At 41.1% G+C, this 14,792-nt stretch carries 11 protein-coding genes; 3 read left to right on the top strand and 8 right to left on the bottom strand.

Annotated elements, in window-relative coordinates:
- Positions 1-382: 382 nt before the first annotated feature.
- The 3 genes from AHMF7616_RS00980 to AHMF7616_RS00970 all read right to left on the bottom strand — a co-directional run bounded on the left by AHMF7616_RS00980 (position 383) and on the right by AHMF7616_RS00970 (position 5,734).
- The gene (locus AHMF7616_RS00980; protein WP_115371191.1) at positions 383-3,439 is read right to left on the bottom strand and encodes a delta-60 repeat domain-containing protein; all 3,057 of its coding nucleotides are present in this window, start codon (positions 3,437-3,439) and stop codon (positions 383-385) included.
- A 421-nt stretch (positions 3,440-3,860) separates the two neighbouring features.
- Positions 3,861-4,690, bottom strand: a protein-coding gene (locus AHMF7616_RS00975) for an IS5 family transposase (protein WP_115371190.1) whose coding sequence is annotated in 2 segments (ribosomal slippage) — positions 3,861-4,297 and positions 4,297-4,690 — 831 coding nt in all. Because the reading frame shifts where the segments join, the coding sequence is not laid out codon by codon here.
- A 78-nt stretch (positions 4,691-4,768) separates the two neighbouring features.
- Entirely contained in the window at positions 4,769-5,734 is a 966-nt protein-coding gene (locus tag AHMF7616_RS00970) for a YihY/virulence factor BrkB family protein (protein ID WP_115371189.1), read from the bottom strand.
- A 351-nt stretch (positions 5,735-6,085) separates the two neighbouring features.
- Here AHMF7616_RS00970 and AHMF7616_RS00965 point away from each other — a divergent pair, with 351 nt between their 5' ends.
- Complete coding sequence (locus tag AHMF7616_RS00965) at positions 6,086-6,838, top strand: hypothetical protein (protein WP_115371188.1); 753 nt, start codon at positions 6,086-6,088, stop codon at positions 6,836-6,838.
- An 81-nt stretch (positions 6,839-6,919) separates the two neighbouring features.
- On the opposite strand, the gene AHMF7616_RS00960 is transcribed toward AHMF7616_RS00965, so the two are convergent.
- Positions 6,920-9,160 carry a heavy metal translocating P-type ATPase gene (locus AHMF7616_RS00960; protein ID WP_115371187.1) on the bottom strand — a complete coding sequence of 747 codons (2,241 nt, stop codon included), beginning with the start codon at positions 9,158-9,160 and terminating at the stop codon, positions 6,920-6,922.
- A 221-nt stretch (positions 9,161-9,381) separates the two neighbouring features.
- Here AHMF7616_RS00960 and AHMF7616_RS00955 point away from each other — a divergent pair, with 221 nt between their 5' ends.
- Positions 9,382-10,203 carry a cyanophycinase gene (locus tag AHMF7616_RS00955; protein ID WP_115371186.1) on the top strand — a complete coding sequence of 274 codons (822 nt, stop codon included), beginning with the start codon at positions 9,382-9,384 and terminating at the stop codon, positions 10,201-10,203.
- Between the two features lie 159 nt (positions 10,204-10,362).
- Here AHMF7616_RS00955 and def read toward each other — a convergent pair whose 3' ends face one another.
- From def to AHMF7616_RS00940, 3 genes are all read right to left on the bottom strand, one after another.
- Positions 10,363-10,929 carry a peptide deformylase gene (def, locus tag AHMF7616_RS00950; protein WP_115371185.1) on the bottom strand — a complete coding sequence of 189 codons (567 nt, stop codon included), beginning with the start codon at positions 10,927-10,929 and terminating at the stop codon, positions 10,363-10,365.
- A 287-nt stretch (positions 10,930-11,216) separates the two neighbouring features.
- Positions 11,217-11,630, bottom strand: coding sequence for a Holliday junction resolvase RuvX (gene ruvX / locus AHMF7616_RS00945; protein ID WP_115371184.1), 414 nt, complete (start codon positions 11,628-11,630; stop codon positions 11,217-11,219).
- A 26-nt stretch (positions 11,631-11,656) separates the two neighbouring features.
- Entirely contained in the window at positions 11,657-11,902 is a 246-nt protein-coding gene (locus AHMF7616_RS00940; RefSeq protein ID WP_115371183.1) for a hypothetical protein, read from the bottom strand.
- A gap of 209 nt (positions 11,903-12,111) precedes the next feature.
- On the opposite strand from AHMF7616_RS00940, the gene AHMF7616_RS00935 reads away from it, so the two are divergent.
- Entirely contained in the window at positions 12,112-13,779 is a 1,668-nt protein-coding gene (locus AHMF7616_RS00935) for a S41 family peptidase (RefSeq protein ID WP_115371182.1), read from the top strand.
- Positions 13,780-14,100: 321 nt separating this feature from the next.
- On the opposite strand, the gene AHMF7616_RS00930 is transcribed toward AHMF7616_RS00935, so the two are convergent.
- Entirely contained in the window at positions 14,101-14,787 is a 687-nt protein-coding gene (locus AHMF7616_RS00930) for a hypothetical protein (protein ID WP_115371181.1), read from the bottom strand.
- Positions 14,788-14,792 lie beyond the last annotated feature (5 nt).

Here is a 14,792-nt window from a genome sequence, read left to right as displayed (position 1 = left end):
ATAATAAATAAGCATGTACAATAAGTTGTAAATACTTTGGGTTCTGCCCAAGCGTAGTTTCATTAATTTAAAAATAAAACGGGTGTGTACCGGAATGACCCGGCTTGGCTAACTTTGGTTGCAAGGCAGTTAAAATAATTTATAAGCCATATTTTAAAATTAACTTATTCTGATAAACGCCTGCGCTGCCCAAGCGAAATTTTACAGTACCTACTCTCAAGTTATTCCTTCTACCATTCCCCGTTTATCAGGATAAACCAACTAATAACGACTAGCTTTAAATTATTTTAGATGGCCTAAACCCATTGGGTAAAAAATAAAAAGACTAATCCCGAAGCGACTCGTTGCTTCGGGATTAGTCTTTTTATTTTTAAAATACAGATTAATTTAGAACATGATGTTGCCGGATAGTCCCTTTCGGAGTAATAACATGCAAGATCATATATCCCCGGGGTAATTGCGTAATAGAAAAATTTAAATTTAAATCAACTGTAGTACTTTCAACCTCTTCTTGCCATACTTTACGGCCAACCGCATCATAAAAAATAATAGTAACTAATCCAGGGCCAATTGCGCTGCCTTCGATTTTAAGCTCTGTACTAGCTGGGTTGGGGAAGGCAGCTAGAGCGACGATTGTTGGATCGGGATTTGGTTCTGGTTTTGGTTCTATTTCCCCGAGGGTTTCCTCGCTAATCTTTTGCCCCCCAGACATTGTGGAGAGACAAGTACCTGTACCCACTTTTACGGTATACTCACCGGCTTTAGTAACCGTGTAGGTTTTCCCCGTAGCATCCGCAATAGCTTCGCCGTTGAAATACCATTGATTTCCCGTATCACTGCTTGAGGTGAGCACATTTTTAGCTATCGTAATAACTGGCTGAGGCGGTGTCACACAGAAAGATAATTCTACCGGAGTGGCCGCACTGTAGTCTTCGTTACCCGGCTGGGTAGTTTTTATCTTTACTTCGCCGGAACCGGTAATTACCAGGGTATTTCCTTCTAAAATGGCTGGCCCCGAAATTACTTCAATGGTAACCGGTAAACCAGAAGAAGCGGTAGCAGTAACAGGGATAGGATTGCTTTGGTCTGTTACATCACTAATGGGGGATAGTTTAATAGTTTGCGGGGCTTTTGCCGAAAGTAAAGCAATGCGGGTGCGTCCGTAACCGGTAACCATGGTGAAGTAACCTCCTAATAGCAATCGGTTATCAGACATTAGAGCCAAGGTATTTACTTCGCGGTTAGTGCCTGCATTGCTTCTGAAACGAGGATCAAAAGTAGGATCTAAGCTTCCATTGGCTTTTAAACGGGCGATACGGTTACGTACTTTACCGTCAATCTGGGTAAAAATACCACCTACCATTATCCGGCCATCTTCCCGAAGCAACACCGTATAGATACCATCGTTCGCATTCGTCTGGAAAGAAACATCCAGAGTACCATCGGTATTTAAGCGAGCAATATTTTTTCTAGTTTCACCGTTAACGGAAGTAAATAAACCGGCAAAAACTACTTTACCATCCGGTTGTTGCACAATAGCTTTCACCGCTCCGTCTAGGCCAGTTCCCGGATAAAAACTGGCATCTAATTTACCATCCGGATTTAAGCGGGCTAAATATTTGCGGTTAATATTGTTAACTTTTAAAAAATCGCCCCCGATTATAATTTTGCCCGCAGCATCTACAATTATCGCGGATACGGTGTTGGAAATTCCGGTAGCAAGGTTAAAGGTTTCGTCTAAAGTGCCATCGGCATTTAACCGGGCAATTCGGGTTCGGGCCTGGCCATTTACCTGGGTAAAGCTACCCCCAAGTAATATACGCCCATCTTTTTGAATGGCTATGGCTTCTACTTCCGCATTGGTGAAGGGATTAAAATTTTTATCTAAGCTACCATCCGCATTATAACGAGCTAAGTAATTATGGCTTAATCCATCAACTGTGGTAAAATTACCGCCAATTATTACTTTTTTGTCGGCCTGCTGCGCTAATGCATTTACATAACCATCAGGGCCCGAACCCTCATTGAAAGATTTATCGAGGCTACCCGTTTTGTTCAGCCGGGCAACATGGTTACGTGGCAAGGTACTTACATTGGAGAAACTTCCACCAATTAAAATTTTGCCGTCTGATTGAATTAAAATAGCTTTTACTTTACTGCTATTTCCTTTTGTAATATTATACTGCGTATTAAGCTTACCAACTGAAGTTACCTGCACTAAATTCTGACATTCTACATCAGAATAAGAGGTAAAACTTCCCGCTGCCACAATATTCCCATCGGGGAAAAGAGCTAAAGTCACAATTTTACCATCGGCTCCGGAACCAGGGACGAAGGTATTATCCAGGGTACCGTCCGCATTTAAACGGGCAATGTGCCGGCTAGAAGTTTCATTGATATTTTCGAAATCGCCGGCTAATACTACTTTGCCATCCGGCTGCAACAGCAAGTAACTCACAATCCCATCGGCACCTCCACCCGTATTAAAAGTTACATCCAGACTACCGTCGGCATTCAGGCGAGCAAAGTAGCGCTGCGGAGAACCTTTTACCGATACAAAATCGCCGGCAATTAAAACCTTACCATCTGGCTGCAGCAATACTTTATCTAACTTGGTAGTAGCATCGGAGCTTACTTCCATGCCGGCATCAAAACTAGTATCCAAACTTCCATCCGGGTTTAGGCGGGCAATCCGGATACGGCTAATATTGTTAACCGCCGTAAAGGAACCGCCAATAATTATTTTACCATCCGGCTGTACAGCTACCGTGTTTACAGTATTGTTAACGCCAAACCCCGGATTGAAACTAGTATCAATGGTACCATCGGCGTTAAGTCGCGCAATCTTACTCAGGTAAAAACCAGAAGTGGTGGTAAAATAACCTCCTACTATTATTTTGCCATCAGCTTGTAATTCAATGGCATTTATATAGTTATTAGCCCCGGTACCAATCGTAAAATTATTAGCTGCCGCATTACCGGTATGAAAAGTTTCGTCCAGTGTTCCGTTTTTATTTAAGCGGGCTAATTTATTTTGCGGTTTGCCATCATAGGTGGTAAACATACCGCCGATAATAATTTTACCGTCGGGTTGTATCGCTATAGCGGTAATACTATTATCAACACTGTTTCCCGGATCAAAATTAAGATCTAGGCTACCGTCGGACTTCAGACGAGCTAAAGATTTGCGGATAGAGCCATCTATTTTGGTAAAATCGCCCGAGATAATTAAGTTTCGATCCGCCGGTTGCAGAGCACTAGCCAGTATTTGTCCGTCCATTTCATAATTACTGTACACCGATGGTTTAAAGTTGGCATCTACCGTTTGCGCCTGAATAAGAGGCGCTAAGGCAAGAAAGAAAAACAGAAACCCTATTAACTTCTCGGAAAAAAGAGAGACAGATCTGTTTATTAAATAAAGTAGAATTTTGTATAACATAGGCTAATAAATAGAATAGTTGATGGATGTATGTGAACCGAGCTAAGTATGTATAAAAGAGATTTTGGATTGGCGATAATTTTTTAAAAAAGAAGTTATTACAAGCCGGTTAGTAGCAGGAATAATCATGCCAATTAGTAGAAAATTGTTATATATTTATTTTATTATATTAAAATTTTAATTTTTAGTGCAAAAGAGAATGGAAGCCTTGATTTGTATTGCTTCTGCACTACTTTATTACCTCTATTCTGGCATGTACAATCAGTAATAACACTTAAAACCAAAGTATAAAAGCGGCATGCTGATGAGATTATAAATCTGATTATAAATGAGCTTGTTATATACAAAATACTTACAATAAGAAAGCCAGCCTGGTGTACCTACCAGGCTGGCTTTCTTATTAGACTTCTTTCAAAAGTACTTAGATAGTGTCGTAATTAGCAATGGCAGCAAAGAGGTTAAAGCGTAAGCCAAAGCGCTTTCGACGATTTCTATACTTGGTAGCAAAAATTTTGAATCGTTTAAGAAAACCAAACACGTTTTCAATCTTGATTCGCTGGGAAGACAACGCTCGGTTTTGTTGCTGGTCTTGCCGCGTTAAAGGATAATGTTTGGAGGCCTTCTTCGGGGTATGGGCTTGCGGGATCAACTTTTTGATTCCTTGATAACCCGAATCCGCTAATAGCAGGATAGGAGTTGGGAGTTTAAGCTGGCTGCATTTAAAAAGTTGGAAATCATGCACTGCTCCTTTGGCAAAATGCGTACAAATGATTTTTCCGCTCTTCTTATCCACTATCATTTGTGTTTTCAGATGATGTTGTTTCTTTTTAGCCGAGTAGTAGCGTCTTTGTTTTTTTGGGGACGTTCGATTCTTGTCTCCGTAGCATCTACCAGTACTACTTGGTAACTGATGGAACTTTGGAGAAGGGCTTTTTTGCCAGGTAAGCTAAATTCCCCGGATTGGAGTAAAAGATTTTCCGCTCGTGTAATCAAGCGGAAGGCCGTGGCTTCACTCACTTGGTAGCTCTGAGCGATGTGAAAATAGGTCCGGTATTCCCGATTATATTCTAACATCATCAATACTTGATCGGCCTCCGACAAGCGACTAGGACGACCGAGAACTTTCTTGTTTTTGGCTATTTGTTCGCTTAAAACTGCTTTCATGTGCTCAAAGGTGGCTTTATGCACCCCTGTTAAGCGCCGGAAAAGAGCTTCGCTTAAAAAGCGGATTTGTTCGTATTTTGTCACCATACCGCAAAGTTCTGCTATTTACTTAATATCTAATTACTTTTGAAAGAAGTCTATTGTAAAACAAATGCTTTGTTCCGTTTATTCTTTGCGGAACCGTCCTTCGGCGGGTGGGCGACCCGCTTGTTTATCTTGGCTTTCGGCGTGCGTTACTTCTTGTAATTTTACTTCAACGGCGTGCGACTTTGGTCTTACTCTTTCACCGAAGCGTTCAGCGTACTCTTGCGTAAACTCTGCTCCAAAGAAAATAATTAACGAAGAATAATAAATCCATACCAGAAGAATAATAACTGAGCCGGCTGCTCCATACGCTGAGGCTACATCGCTGTTTCCTAGGTAAAAGCCGATTAAATATTTACCTATTACAAAAAGCAGAGCCGTTAAAAACGAACCTACCCAAACATCTTTCCAGCGAATAATGGCATCGGGTAGGTATTTAAAAGTAAGAGCGAACATACACGTAATGAACCCGGTAGAAAAAGCAAAATCAAAAATTTGCATGAAAATAACCGCTATATCCGGAAATATCTTTTTTAAAATATCCATCATGGCCGTTAAAGCAGCACTGATAATAAAGGAAATTAGCATTAAGATAGAAATACTGATGATTAAGCCGAAAGATAAAAACCGGTCTTGCAGTACTTTTACAAAATTGTTTTTGGGTTTGGCTTTAATATTCCAGATTGTATTAAGGGCATCCTGTAAGGTTATAAAAAAAGTAGTAGCGGTAAAAATAAGGGCTCCCACTCCTACGGCGCCCATAATGCCTTTGGCATCGTTGCGGTTTATGTTATTAACCATTTTCTGAACTTCAGCGGCACTGTCTTTCCCAATCATGCCTTGAATCTGGAGTGCAAGCTTGCTCGACCAGTCTACATCGCCCAGAAAAGTACTAGCCGCCGTAATTAAAATCAGCAGTAAGGGCGGCAAAGCAAAAATAGTATTGTAAGACAGGGCTGCCGCTAACCGGAAGGAATTATTCTCCATAAACTCGGACACTGCATGTTTGCCAATGGAGAGAACATCTTTAAAGGTATATTTTGCCATTTTTTTAAATATATCTAATTAACTATAAGGGAGTGGCTAAACAGCCAATAGACGTAGCACAATTAAACCATCAGGGGTTATTAAGCCTCTATTCTATCGTCAAAAAGGCCGAACCATTCCATGCACCCTTACGCAAGCGGCGTCAGACAGGTTAATCTTTGTTTTTATTTCGGGTTTACGAGTAGTTAAAACTTAAGTAGCATTTATATTTTTAAAAAACAATATTTTAGATGACTACGCGTACTAGTTACCGAAGAGCCGCACCAGAAAATAATATTAATATTTTATTTTTAATCGGATTTTCTATCTTTATTTAGTTTAAAGAAGTTTATAAGTAAATGCTTTAAAAAGATGTTTCAGAAAACTACCATTTGGTTTTTACGCTGTTTTTTGATTTTATTACCCGGCTATTTACTTGCCCAAAACGCCACTAACGCGTCGGATGAACGTGCCATTGTCTTAGCTGATAAAGTGATCAAAAACATGGGCGGCATCAAAAACTGGAACAATACCCGTTTTATTGCCTGGAGTTGGCTGGGGCAGTATCATATCTGGGATAAATACGAAAATAAATTTCGCTACGAAAAAGATACGTTGGTCGTAATCTCGGACCTGAACACAAAAAAAGGAACTGTTTACAGCAAAGGCAAAGTGCTGCCAGATACTGCAAAGAGCCGGGAAATACTAAACAAACAATATGCGGTATGGGCCAATAATTCGTACTGGCTGCTGATGCCATTTAAGCTACGCGATAAGGGCGTTACGCTGAAGTATACAGGTGAAGGAAAAACCCAAACTGGGGCTGCTGTAGATTTAATAGAACTTACGTTTAAAGAAGTTGGTGTTACGCCTAACAACCGGTATGTTTTAGGAATCGATAAAAACGCCGGTTTAGTAACTGAATGGTCTTTTTTCCGAAATGCTACCGACGAAAAACCAGCTTTTACCCGACCCTGGACCGAATACAAAAAATACGGAAAAATTAAAATCGCTTCCAGCCGGGGCGACGAAAAAATGAGGATGCAGGATATTGTGGTTAGTCAGAATGTAAACAGCGATTTATTTAATAGCCCTACCCCGGTTAATAAAGAACTGGTAAAGTAAATACAAGGCAAAGGTAAACTAGAAAGGAGCTACTGCTCCAATAACAGTAGCTTCAGTTTTTTTTAAATTTTACTCTTTGTGCTACAGCATTAATCGGCGCAGCCGTAAACTATTGGCCACCACCGATACGGAACTAAGCGCCATAGCCGCTCCAGCCAGCATGGGATTTAATAAATAGCCGTTTATGGGATATAATACCCCCGCCGCGATAGGAATACCGATTAAGTTATAGATAAAGGCCCAGAAAAGGTTTTGCCGGATAGTACTAACGGTAGCCCGGGAGAGTTTTATGGCTTTGGCAATAGAACGCAGGTCCGATTGCATCAGCGTTAAACCCGCCGTTTCCATAGCCACATCGGTACCTTGTCCCATCGCAATTCCTAAATCGGCCTGGGCCAGAGCGGGCGAGTCATTAATGCCATCGCCTACCATCGCCACGGTTAAATTATTCTGTTGCAGTTGCTTCACGTAATCTGCTTTACCAGTTGGCGATACGCCTGCTGTTACATGTACAATACCTGTTTGCCGGGCGATAGCTTCGGCAGCTTGCTGGTTATCGCCGGTAAGTAAGTAAACAGCTAATCCTAAATTTTGCAGTTCCCGGACGGCGTGTACGGAGGTTTCTTTTATCTGATCCGTTACCGGAATTACAGCCACGAGTTCCTGTTCGACGGCTACGAATATCAGCGTTTTGGCTAATTCGCCTTGCTCCTTCATTATTTGTTCGGCTCTCTCTGAAATAACAATACCGGAATCCAGAAGTAGCGTACGGTTACCAATTGAGTATAACTGATTGCCAACTTTGGCTTGTACGCCTTGGCCCGTTATACTTTTAAATTCTTCTATATTTACTGGTTTTAATTCATCTAAACGTAAGTTCTGCGTAATGGCTTCGGCTAAAGGGTGTTCGGAACGTTGTTCGATGGCCAACACTGCTTCTTTTACTTCTGAATAATTGCTTTTATTACTAACCCAGATAAACTCTTCGGCTTCGGGACGACCTTTGGTTAAAGTACCGGTTTTATCCAGTACAATGGCGTTTACTTTGTGGGCTATTTCTAAACTTTGGGCATCTTTCACCAAGATCCCATTTTCTGCTCCTTTTCCTACAGCTACCATAATAGCCGTGGGCGTGGCTAAACCTAGCGCACAAGGGCAAGCAATAATTAATACCGTAACAAAAGCCTGCAAAGCAAAAGTTAAGCTATTATCGGGGCCAACCAGGTACCAAATACCAAAACTCAAAAGCGCCAGCCCCAACACGATTGGTACAAAAACCGCCGAAATCTGATCGGCTAATTTTTGCACGGGCGGCTTACTCGCTTGGGCCTTTTGTACCGTTTGTATAATTTGGGCCAGCATGGTTTCGGAACCGGTTTTTTGCGCTACAATCTCCAGGCTGCCTTTCTGATTAAGCGTTCCGGTAAATACCCGGTCGTTAATAGTTTTGCGTAAGGCAATAGGTTCCCCCGTCAGCATGCTTTCGTCCAGGAACGATTCTCCTTGTTGCACCAAGCCATCTACGGGTATTTTTTCACCGGGCCGGATCCGGATGCGGTCGCCGGATTGCACTTCCTCTATGGGTATTTCTATTTCGGTTGAGTCGGGTTGGAGCACTTTTACTTTTTTGGGTTGCAGCGCGATTAATTTTTTCAAAGCCGCCGAAGTTCCTTTGCGGGCTCGTTCTTCGAGTAACTTCCCCAATAAAATAAAAGCAATAACGGCTGCCGCCGATTCAAAGTAAACTTGCGGCTCTAACCCGCGTTGGTTCATCCATTGCGGATAAAAGGTGTTAAAAGCACTAAATAAGTAGGCAACTCCGGTACTAAGAGCCACCAAAGTATCCATATTAGCTGCACCGTGCTTGGCTTTTTTAAATCCGTTTACAAAAAAATCCCGCCCAAACCAACCAACTACCGGGGTAGTAAGCACCAGTAATAACCAGTTCGATCCGGGAAAACCGTGGTGGAAAAACATGCTGATGATAATAACCGGCACCGCGCAGATAAAAGCACCTAGTGTTCTTTTCTTAAGTTTTGTATAATGCTGTTTTTCCAGTTCTTCGGCCATTTCGGGATTAGCCAGCAAGTCGTAACCAATTTGTCTTACCGTTTTCTGTAACTGATTAAAAGTTACTTTACCGGGTTGCATGTGAATAGCTACCGAACGGTTGGCGTAAGATACGGAAGCCGAAATTACGCCCGGCTGGGCTTGAAGCATCGATTCGACACTAGCAGCGCAGGCGGCGCAAGTCATACCGCCCACGGGATAGGTAGCAGTAACTACATCTGAGGCAAGTGTTGCGGTGGTGTTTATGGCCATTTTTTTAAATTTATAAGGTTAAACATACCGGAACCCTGGTTGTTAATTACCAGCTTTTCGGTTTGTAACACTACAAAAGTAAGGTACCCTGCAGTAGAAGGCGTTACACAATTTTAGTACATATTTATAAAATCAAGACTGTACTTATCGGAACAAAAATTTTAAAAAACCTGCTTGCCTACTAAACAGTATGCACAGTTAATTTTAAATTATAAAACTGTATGACAAAACCTAAAGGTACCTTAATTGCGCTGGGTGGTGGCGACGACGATGGCTTGCTACAATTAATCCGGGCAGATTATTGCCAAGCTAATTCCGTGGTGGAAGTAATTACAACGGCCGCTCCTTCGCCGCAGGAATCGGGTGATGCGTACCAGGAAGCTTTTGTGGAGTTGGGTTTAAAGAATGCCCACGTGATGCACATTGATGAACAAAATGCAGCGGATAAACCAGAATATTTAGAGCGAATTAACCGGGCGGATGTTTTCTTTTTTACCGGCGGCGACCAACGCCGCATCAACCAATTTCTGCTCGATACCCAAGTACAGCGATTAATGCAGCAGCGGTACCAAAACGAAGATATTGTAATTGCCGGCACCAGTGCCGGGGCCAGTGCTATTTCTAACCGCATGATTTACGAAGGTTACGGCTCTAACTCTCTAGTAAAAGGCGAAACCAAAACGTGTTCCGGCCTCTCGTTTGTACAAAAATTATACATTGATTCGCATTTTACTGAACGAGGCCGATTTGGTCGTTTGGCGGTAGCGATTGCTAAATGGCCCGATTACCTGGGTATAGGTTTAGGGGAAGAAACCGGGGTAATTATTAAAGAAGGCAGCCTGGTAGAAGTATTTGGCCCTGGGGTAGTAACCATTATTGATGGCAGCCAAATTCAGTACTGCAACATTGATGAGGTGGCTTATGGCTCGCCGATTGCAGTAGAAAACTTGGTGATGCACCTGCTGGTGGAAGGACACCGGTATTGTATTACCGATAAAAGATTACAACCTATACTAAAGCAGGTAAGCGACTCCAAAATTTAAAAATTTGATCAGAAAAACTTTTCCAACCTTTACTCTACCGAATTAAATTAATCTATTACAGCCAGGCATTTATATAAAATAAAAACTCTTTCTGCTAGCAAAAGGAGTTTTTAAAAATAAGCCGGAATAGCTTTAATGTTTAATATAAGTAAGCTGTTATTACTTTTTATTGCCGTAAAAGCGCATCACGTAATCGGCATCTACATCGCCTTTGCTAATTTTAGTAAGTTTGCTTTTAATTAAGCGCTTCCGAAAACCCGATAAATGATCGGTAAACAGTACGCCTTCGATGTGGTCGTATTCGTGCTGAATGATCCGGGCGACCATGCCGTCAAAGGTTTTTTCGTGCTGGTTCCAATCTTCATCAAAGTACCGGATAATCACCTTTTCGGGCCGGATAACATCTTCGCGAACACCCGGAATACTCAGGCAGCCTTCTTCAAAAGCCCACTCCTCGCCGTTTTCTTCTAATATCTGCGGATTAATAAAAGCTTGCTTCACAGCTAATTTTTTCTTTTCCTCGTCTTCTTCAAAAGGAGCCGAATCAATTACAAACAACCGGAGACCTTTACTAATCTGCGGCGCGGCTAACCCAACTCCATGGGCATGGTACATGGTCTCGTACATATCGGCCACCAGTTTTTTTAAATCCGGGTAATCCTGCGGAATAGCTTTGGTTTTCGTGCGTAAAACGGGGTCGCCGTAAGCGATAATGGGATATATCATAATAAATTAAATACTAAATCTTTCAACGATACTAGCGCCAATAGTTCACGGGTTAGAGGCAGCTTCTATTTTTCAGCCGTAGCATACAAACCAAACTAAACTACCCTCGTACCCAACAAATTCTTCCGGCAAAATTAAGAAGAAATCCGAAAGAAGTTTTACGGTGCTGGGTACCTGTTTGAAAAAAACGATCGAAATAAAAAATTATTACCTGGTTTCCCGTGGCATTTATATACAAGCAAACAAGATACTGGCAGCATTATAACACCTACTATCAGGTACAAAAGCTAGGGATTAGCTTCTAAATACGATTGCAGAATAATAGCGGCACTTACTTTATCAACGGTAGCTTTATTTTGCCGGTCTTTCTTCTTTAATCCGCCCGCAATCATCGCCTGGAAAGCCATCCGGGAAGTAAAACGCTCGTCTAAGGTATGCACCGGTATACCGGGTATCTCTTTTTGCAATTTGCGCACAAAACCAATTACGGCACTGGTTACATCGGTAGGAGTATTATCTAATTTTTTTGGCATTCCTACTACAATTGCTTCTACTGGCTGCTGTTGGGTATACGCTTTTAGATAGCTGAAAATATCCTGGGTATGAATGGTCTCTAAAGGCGTAGCAATCAGTTTTAACGGATCGGTTACGGCTATACCAACCCGTTTATTTCCGTAATCAATCGCTACAATTCGGGCCATTGTATTAAGTAAAGTTTAGTTAAGATTTATAAAAGTAAGTAATTTTTAGAAAGAGAAAGCCTGATCATCTGTATACGCTTTATTTTTAGTGGAGTAGCACCACCAGTAATAGATTGTTTTACTATTAAATTTTGTAAAGTTAAAAAGGCAGTTGCCCGATAATTTTTTAAATTTCTATCATATTTTAAAGCATTACCCGAACTAAGTAATAGTAAACTTTCGTAAACACTTTGATAAAGCATTTTTATATAAAGGTAATTGCCAGTAGCCACACTGTAAATACTTTACAATTTTAAACGACATATTATTGCTTTATTTAAAACAGAGGAAACCCATTTAATAGTGCAACTTTATGTTAGAGGTAATTGCCCAATACAGAGCCTACCAACAACTAGTTTTATAATTTGATTTTTTATATATTGGGTTGCTTTTACCCGCAGGTAATCTTTACCAATTCCCGGCCGCAATACATTAATTTTATATGAGCGAAAAATTTAAAAATTCCCCCTTTCAGGTTCGATTACCTTTATTTTTAGGCCTGGCCATGGCGGCCGGAATCCTAATTGGTGCCAATGTGTTTCAAGCTTCCAGCAATAATCCGCAAAGCACCGCTAAAAGCTATTTAAAATTTCGGGATATTCTGTCGTACATCGACCGGGATTACGTGGATACCGTGAACGTGGAAGAGCTATCGGACTATGCCATTAACAAAATGCTGGAAAAACTGGATCCGCATACCGCTTATATACCCGCCAGCGAAATGGACGTAGCCCGCTCGTACCTGGAAGGCGATTTTGATGGTATTGGGGTAGAATTTAATATTTTTAAAGATACCGTGTTTATTGTGGCCCCGCTCAGTGGCGGGCCCTCAGAGTCAGTTGGTTTACAGGCCGGCGATAAAATTATTCAGGTGGATAAAAAGAATATAGCCGGGGTAGGCATTACCACGCAGGGCGTTTTTGAAAAATTACGCGGCAGCAAAGGCACCAAAGTAAACCTGACTATTTTGCGGCGTAATGAAAAGAAACCCATGGATTTTGTGGTAACGCGTAATAAAATACCAACGGTTTCGGTAGAAACCGGTTACATGGTAGATAACCACACGGGCTATATTAAAGTAACCCGTTTTGCGGCCAATACTTACGAAGAGTTTAAATCGGCGCTGGTAAAGCTCAAGAAAAAAGGCATGGACCGGCTTATCCTGGACTTACGCGGTAACCCCGGCGGTTACATGGACCGGGCTACCCGTATGGCCGACGAGTTTATAGCGGGCAATAAAAAAATTGTGTATACCGACGGCAAAGGTACCAAGTACGATAACGAAACTTACGCGCATGTGCGCGGCGAGTTTGAAGAAGGTCCCGTAATAGTATTAATTGACGAAGGCAGCGCTTCGGCGTCCGAAATTGTTTCGGGTGCGCTGCAAGATAACGACCGTGCTTTAATTGTGGGCCGGCGTTCGTTTGGGAAAGGTTTAGTGCAGATGCCTATTCCGCTAAATGACGGTTCGGAGCTCCGCTTAACTATTTCGCGATATTATACGCCCAGCGGCCGTTCTATTCAAAAACCTTATACCGAAGGAGCCGAAGATTACGAAATGGATATTTTAAACCGTTTTCAGCGCGGCGAATTTTTTCATCCGGATAGCATTAAGTTTAACGATTCGTTGAAATACAAAACCTTGCACGGCCGTGTCGTGTACGGTGGAGGTGGCATTATGCCCGATGTATTTGTGGCCCGCGATACCATGGAACTCACCAATTATTTAAATGAACTGTATAGTAAAAACCTGGTGCGCGAATTTGCTTTAAATTACTACCAGGATCATAAAGCAGAACTACAGAAAATACCGTTTGAAAAATTTAAAGCTACTTTTGAGGTAAGTGATAAAATGCTGGAAGCTATTAACAAGGAAGCCAAAGATTTAAAAATCACGTATAACGATAAAGAATTTAAACGATCGAAAAACCTGCTGAAGAATAATATTAAAGCTTACATTGCCCGCAGCGTGTACGGCCCCGAAGGACTGTATCCGATCTTCCACGAAACCGACCCGGATTTTCAACAAGCCCTAAAATTATTCGACCAAGCCAATAAACTCAGTAAAGGGTACGTGCAGCTCGGCATCAATAAATTCCGGGTAGATTAGTTTTTGGGTATCTGCAGTATTTGAAAGCATTATAGCTTAGTAGGTAAAGTAAAAATTTAAAAATTAAAAGGTAAGGGAGTAGTTTAAATCTTTAAACTACTCCCTTACCTTTTTTACGCCACATATACGCTTCAAATTTTTAAATTTTCAATCGTAAGCAGTCCTGTTTTTTTAAATAAGTTTGCCCAGCGACTTAGACGTTTTCTTTTAACAATACGACTTTACATTTGCCGATAAATTCGCAGGTCAGGCTTACTTCTCGTACCTGAGGCGTGCAAGGCAATCGGCCGTAGCATGACTTATGTACTTTGTTGGCATAATTTATTTTTTATTCAGTTCCACTTCATAAGGTTGAGTCTGTATTTTGGTGTATCTATCATGTAAAGTGGCTAAAACTAAAGATGTGTCTACAAGTTTTGTCAAATCTTTAGAATAATATTGTTTTTGACCAATCTTTCCAATTGGGACAACTTCAAAGCTCAATGTATTGATTTGATTTCCCTGAAGGCAACATGTTTTTCCCTTACTCCAGAAAGTCGAAGGGTTAAATCCAACACAACGTTCTGTTATATTTTTCCCAGATGACTCAAAAACAATCGGTTTAGTGTATATTTTATCAAAAGTCCATTGGTTTACATACCCAATTCCGTTGCTATCAACTTCTAGAATGTTATCATCAACATTTGACAAGATGAGATTAACTTCTCCTGTAAAACCTGGTGGCACAATAATTCTTAAAGTTGGTGAATACAAGTTGTAATGGAGTAAAAGAAAGCCAATAGAAGTAGTGACTGAATACAAAGTCAAAATGGAAAATTTTTTAAAAACCAACCTCAAAAGGGCAGCAACTATTAAGGAACCAAGGAGAATTGCAATTAAGACAAAGCTGCCTAAAACTAAACCAGATAAAATCATTCCACCTGGCACATTAACCAACTTAATAATCAAGCTAAAAAGCAGTAGTATGGAAAGAAGCCCTGCCAATATTTTAAATTTTCTTTCCTTCATAATTT

This window comes from Adhaeribacter pallidiroseus (assembly GCF_003340495.1).
Classification (GTDB): Bacteria; Bacteroidota; Bacteroidia; order Cytophagales; family Hymenobacteraceae; genus Adhaeribacter; species Adhaeribacter pallidiroseus.
Note: the sequence above shows the minus strand (reverse complement) of the source record. Positions and strands in the feature narration are given on the sequence as shown.

What these genes read in the sequence shown, in the direction of transcription:
- AHMF7616_RS00955 (WP_115371186.1), top strand. Translation starts at nt 9,382, where the DNA reads ATGACAAAACCTAAAGGTACCTTAATTGCGCTGGGTGGTGGCGACGAC.
- AHMF7616_RS00960 (WP_115371187.1), bottom strand. Translation starts at nt 9,160, where the DNA reads ATGGCCATAAACACCACCGCAACACTTGCCTCAGATGTAGTTACTGCT.
- AHMF7616_RS00965 (WP_115371188.1), top strand. Translation starts at nt 6,086, where the DNA reads ATGTTTCAGAAAACTACCATTTGGTTTTTACGCTGTTTTTTGATTTTA.
- AHMF7616_RS00930 (WP_115371181.1), bottom strand. Translation starts at nt 14,787, where the DNA reads ATGAAGGAAAGAAAATTTAAAATATTGGCAGGGCTTCTTTCCATACTA.
- AHMF7616_RS00980 (WP_115371191.1), bottom strand. Translation starts at nt 3,439, where the DNA reads ATGTTATACAAAATTCTACTTTATTTAATAAACAGATCTGTCTCTCTT.
- ruvX (WP_115371184.1), bottom strand. Translation starts at nt 11,630, where the DNA reads ATGGCCCGAATTGTAGCGATTGATTACGGAAATAAACGGGTTGGTATA.
- AHMF7616_RS00970 (WP_115371189.1), bottom strand. Translation starts at nt 5,734, where the DNA reads ATGGCAAAATATACCTTTAAAGATGTTCTCTCCATTGGCAAACATGCA.
- def (WP_115371185.1), bottom strand. Translation starts at nt 10,929, where the DNA reads ATGATATATCCCATTATCGCTTACGGCGACCCCGTTTTACGCACGAAA.
- AHMF7616_RS00935 (WP_115371182.1), top strand. Translation starts at nt 12,112, where the DNA reads ATGAGCGAAAAATTTAAAAATTCCCCCTTTCAGGTTCGATTACCTTTA.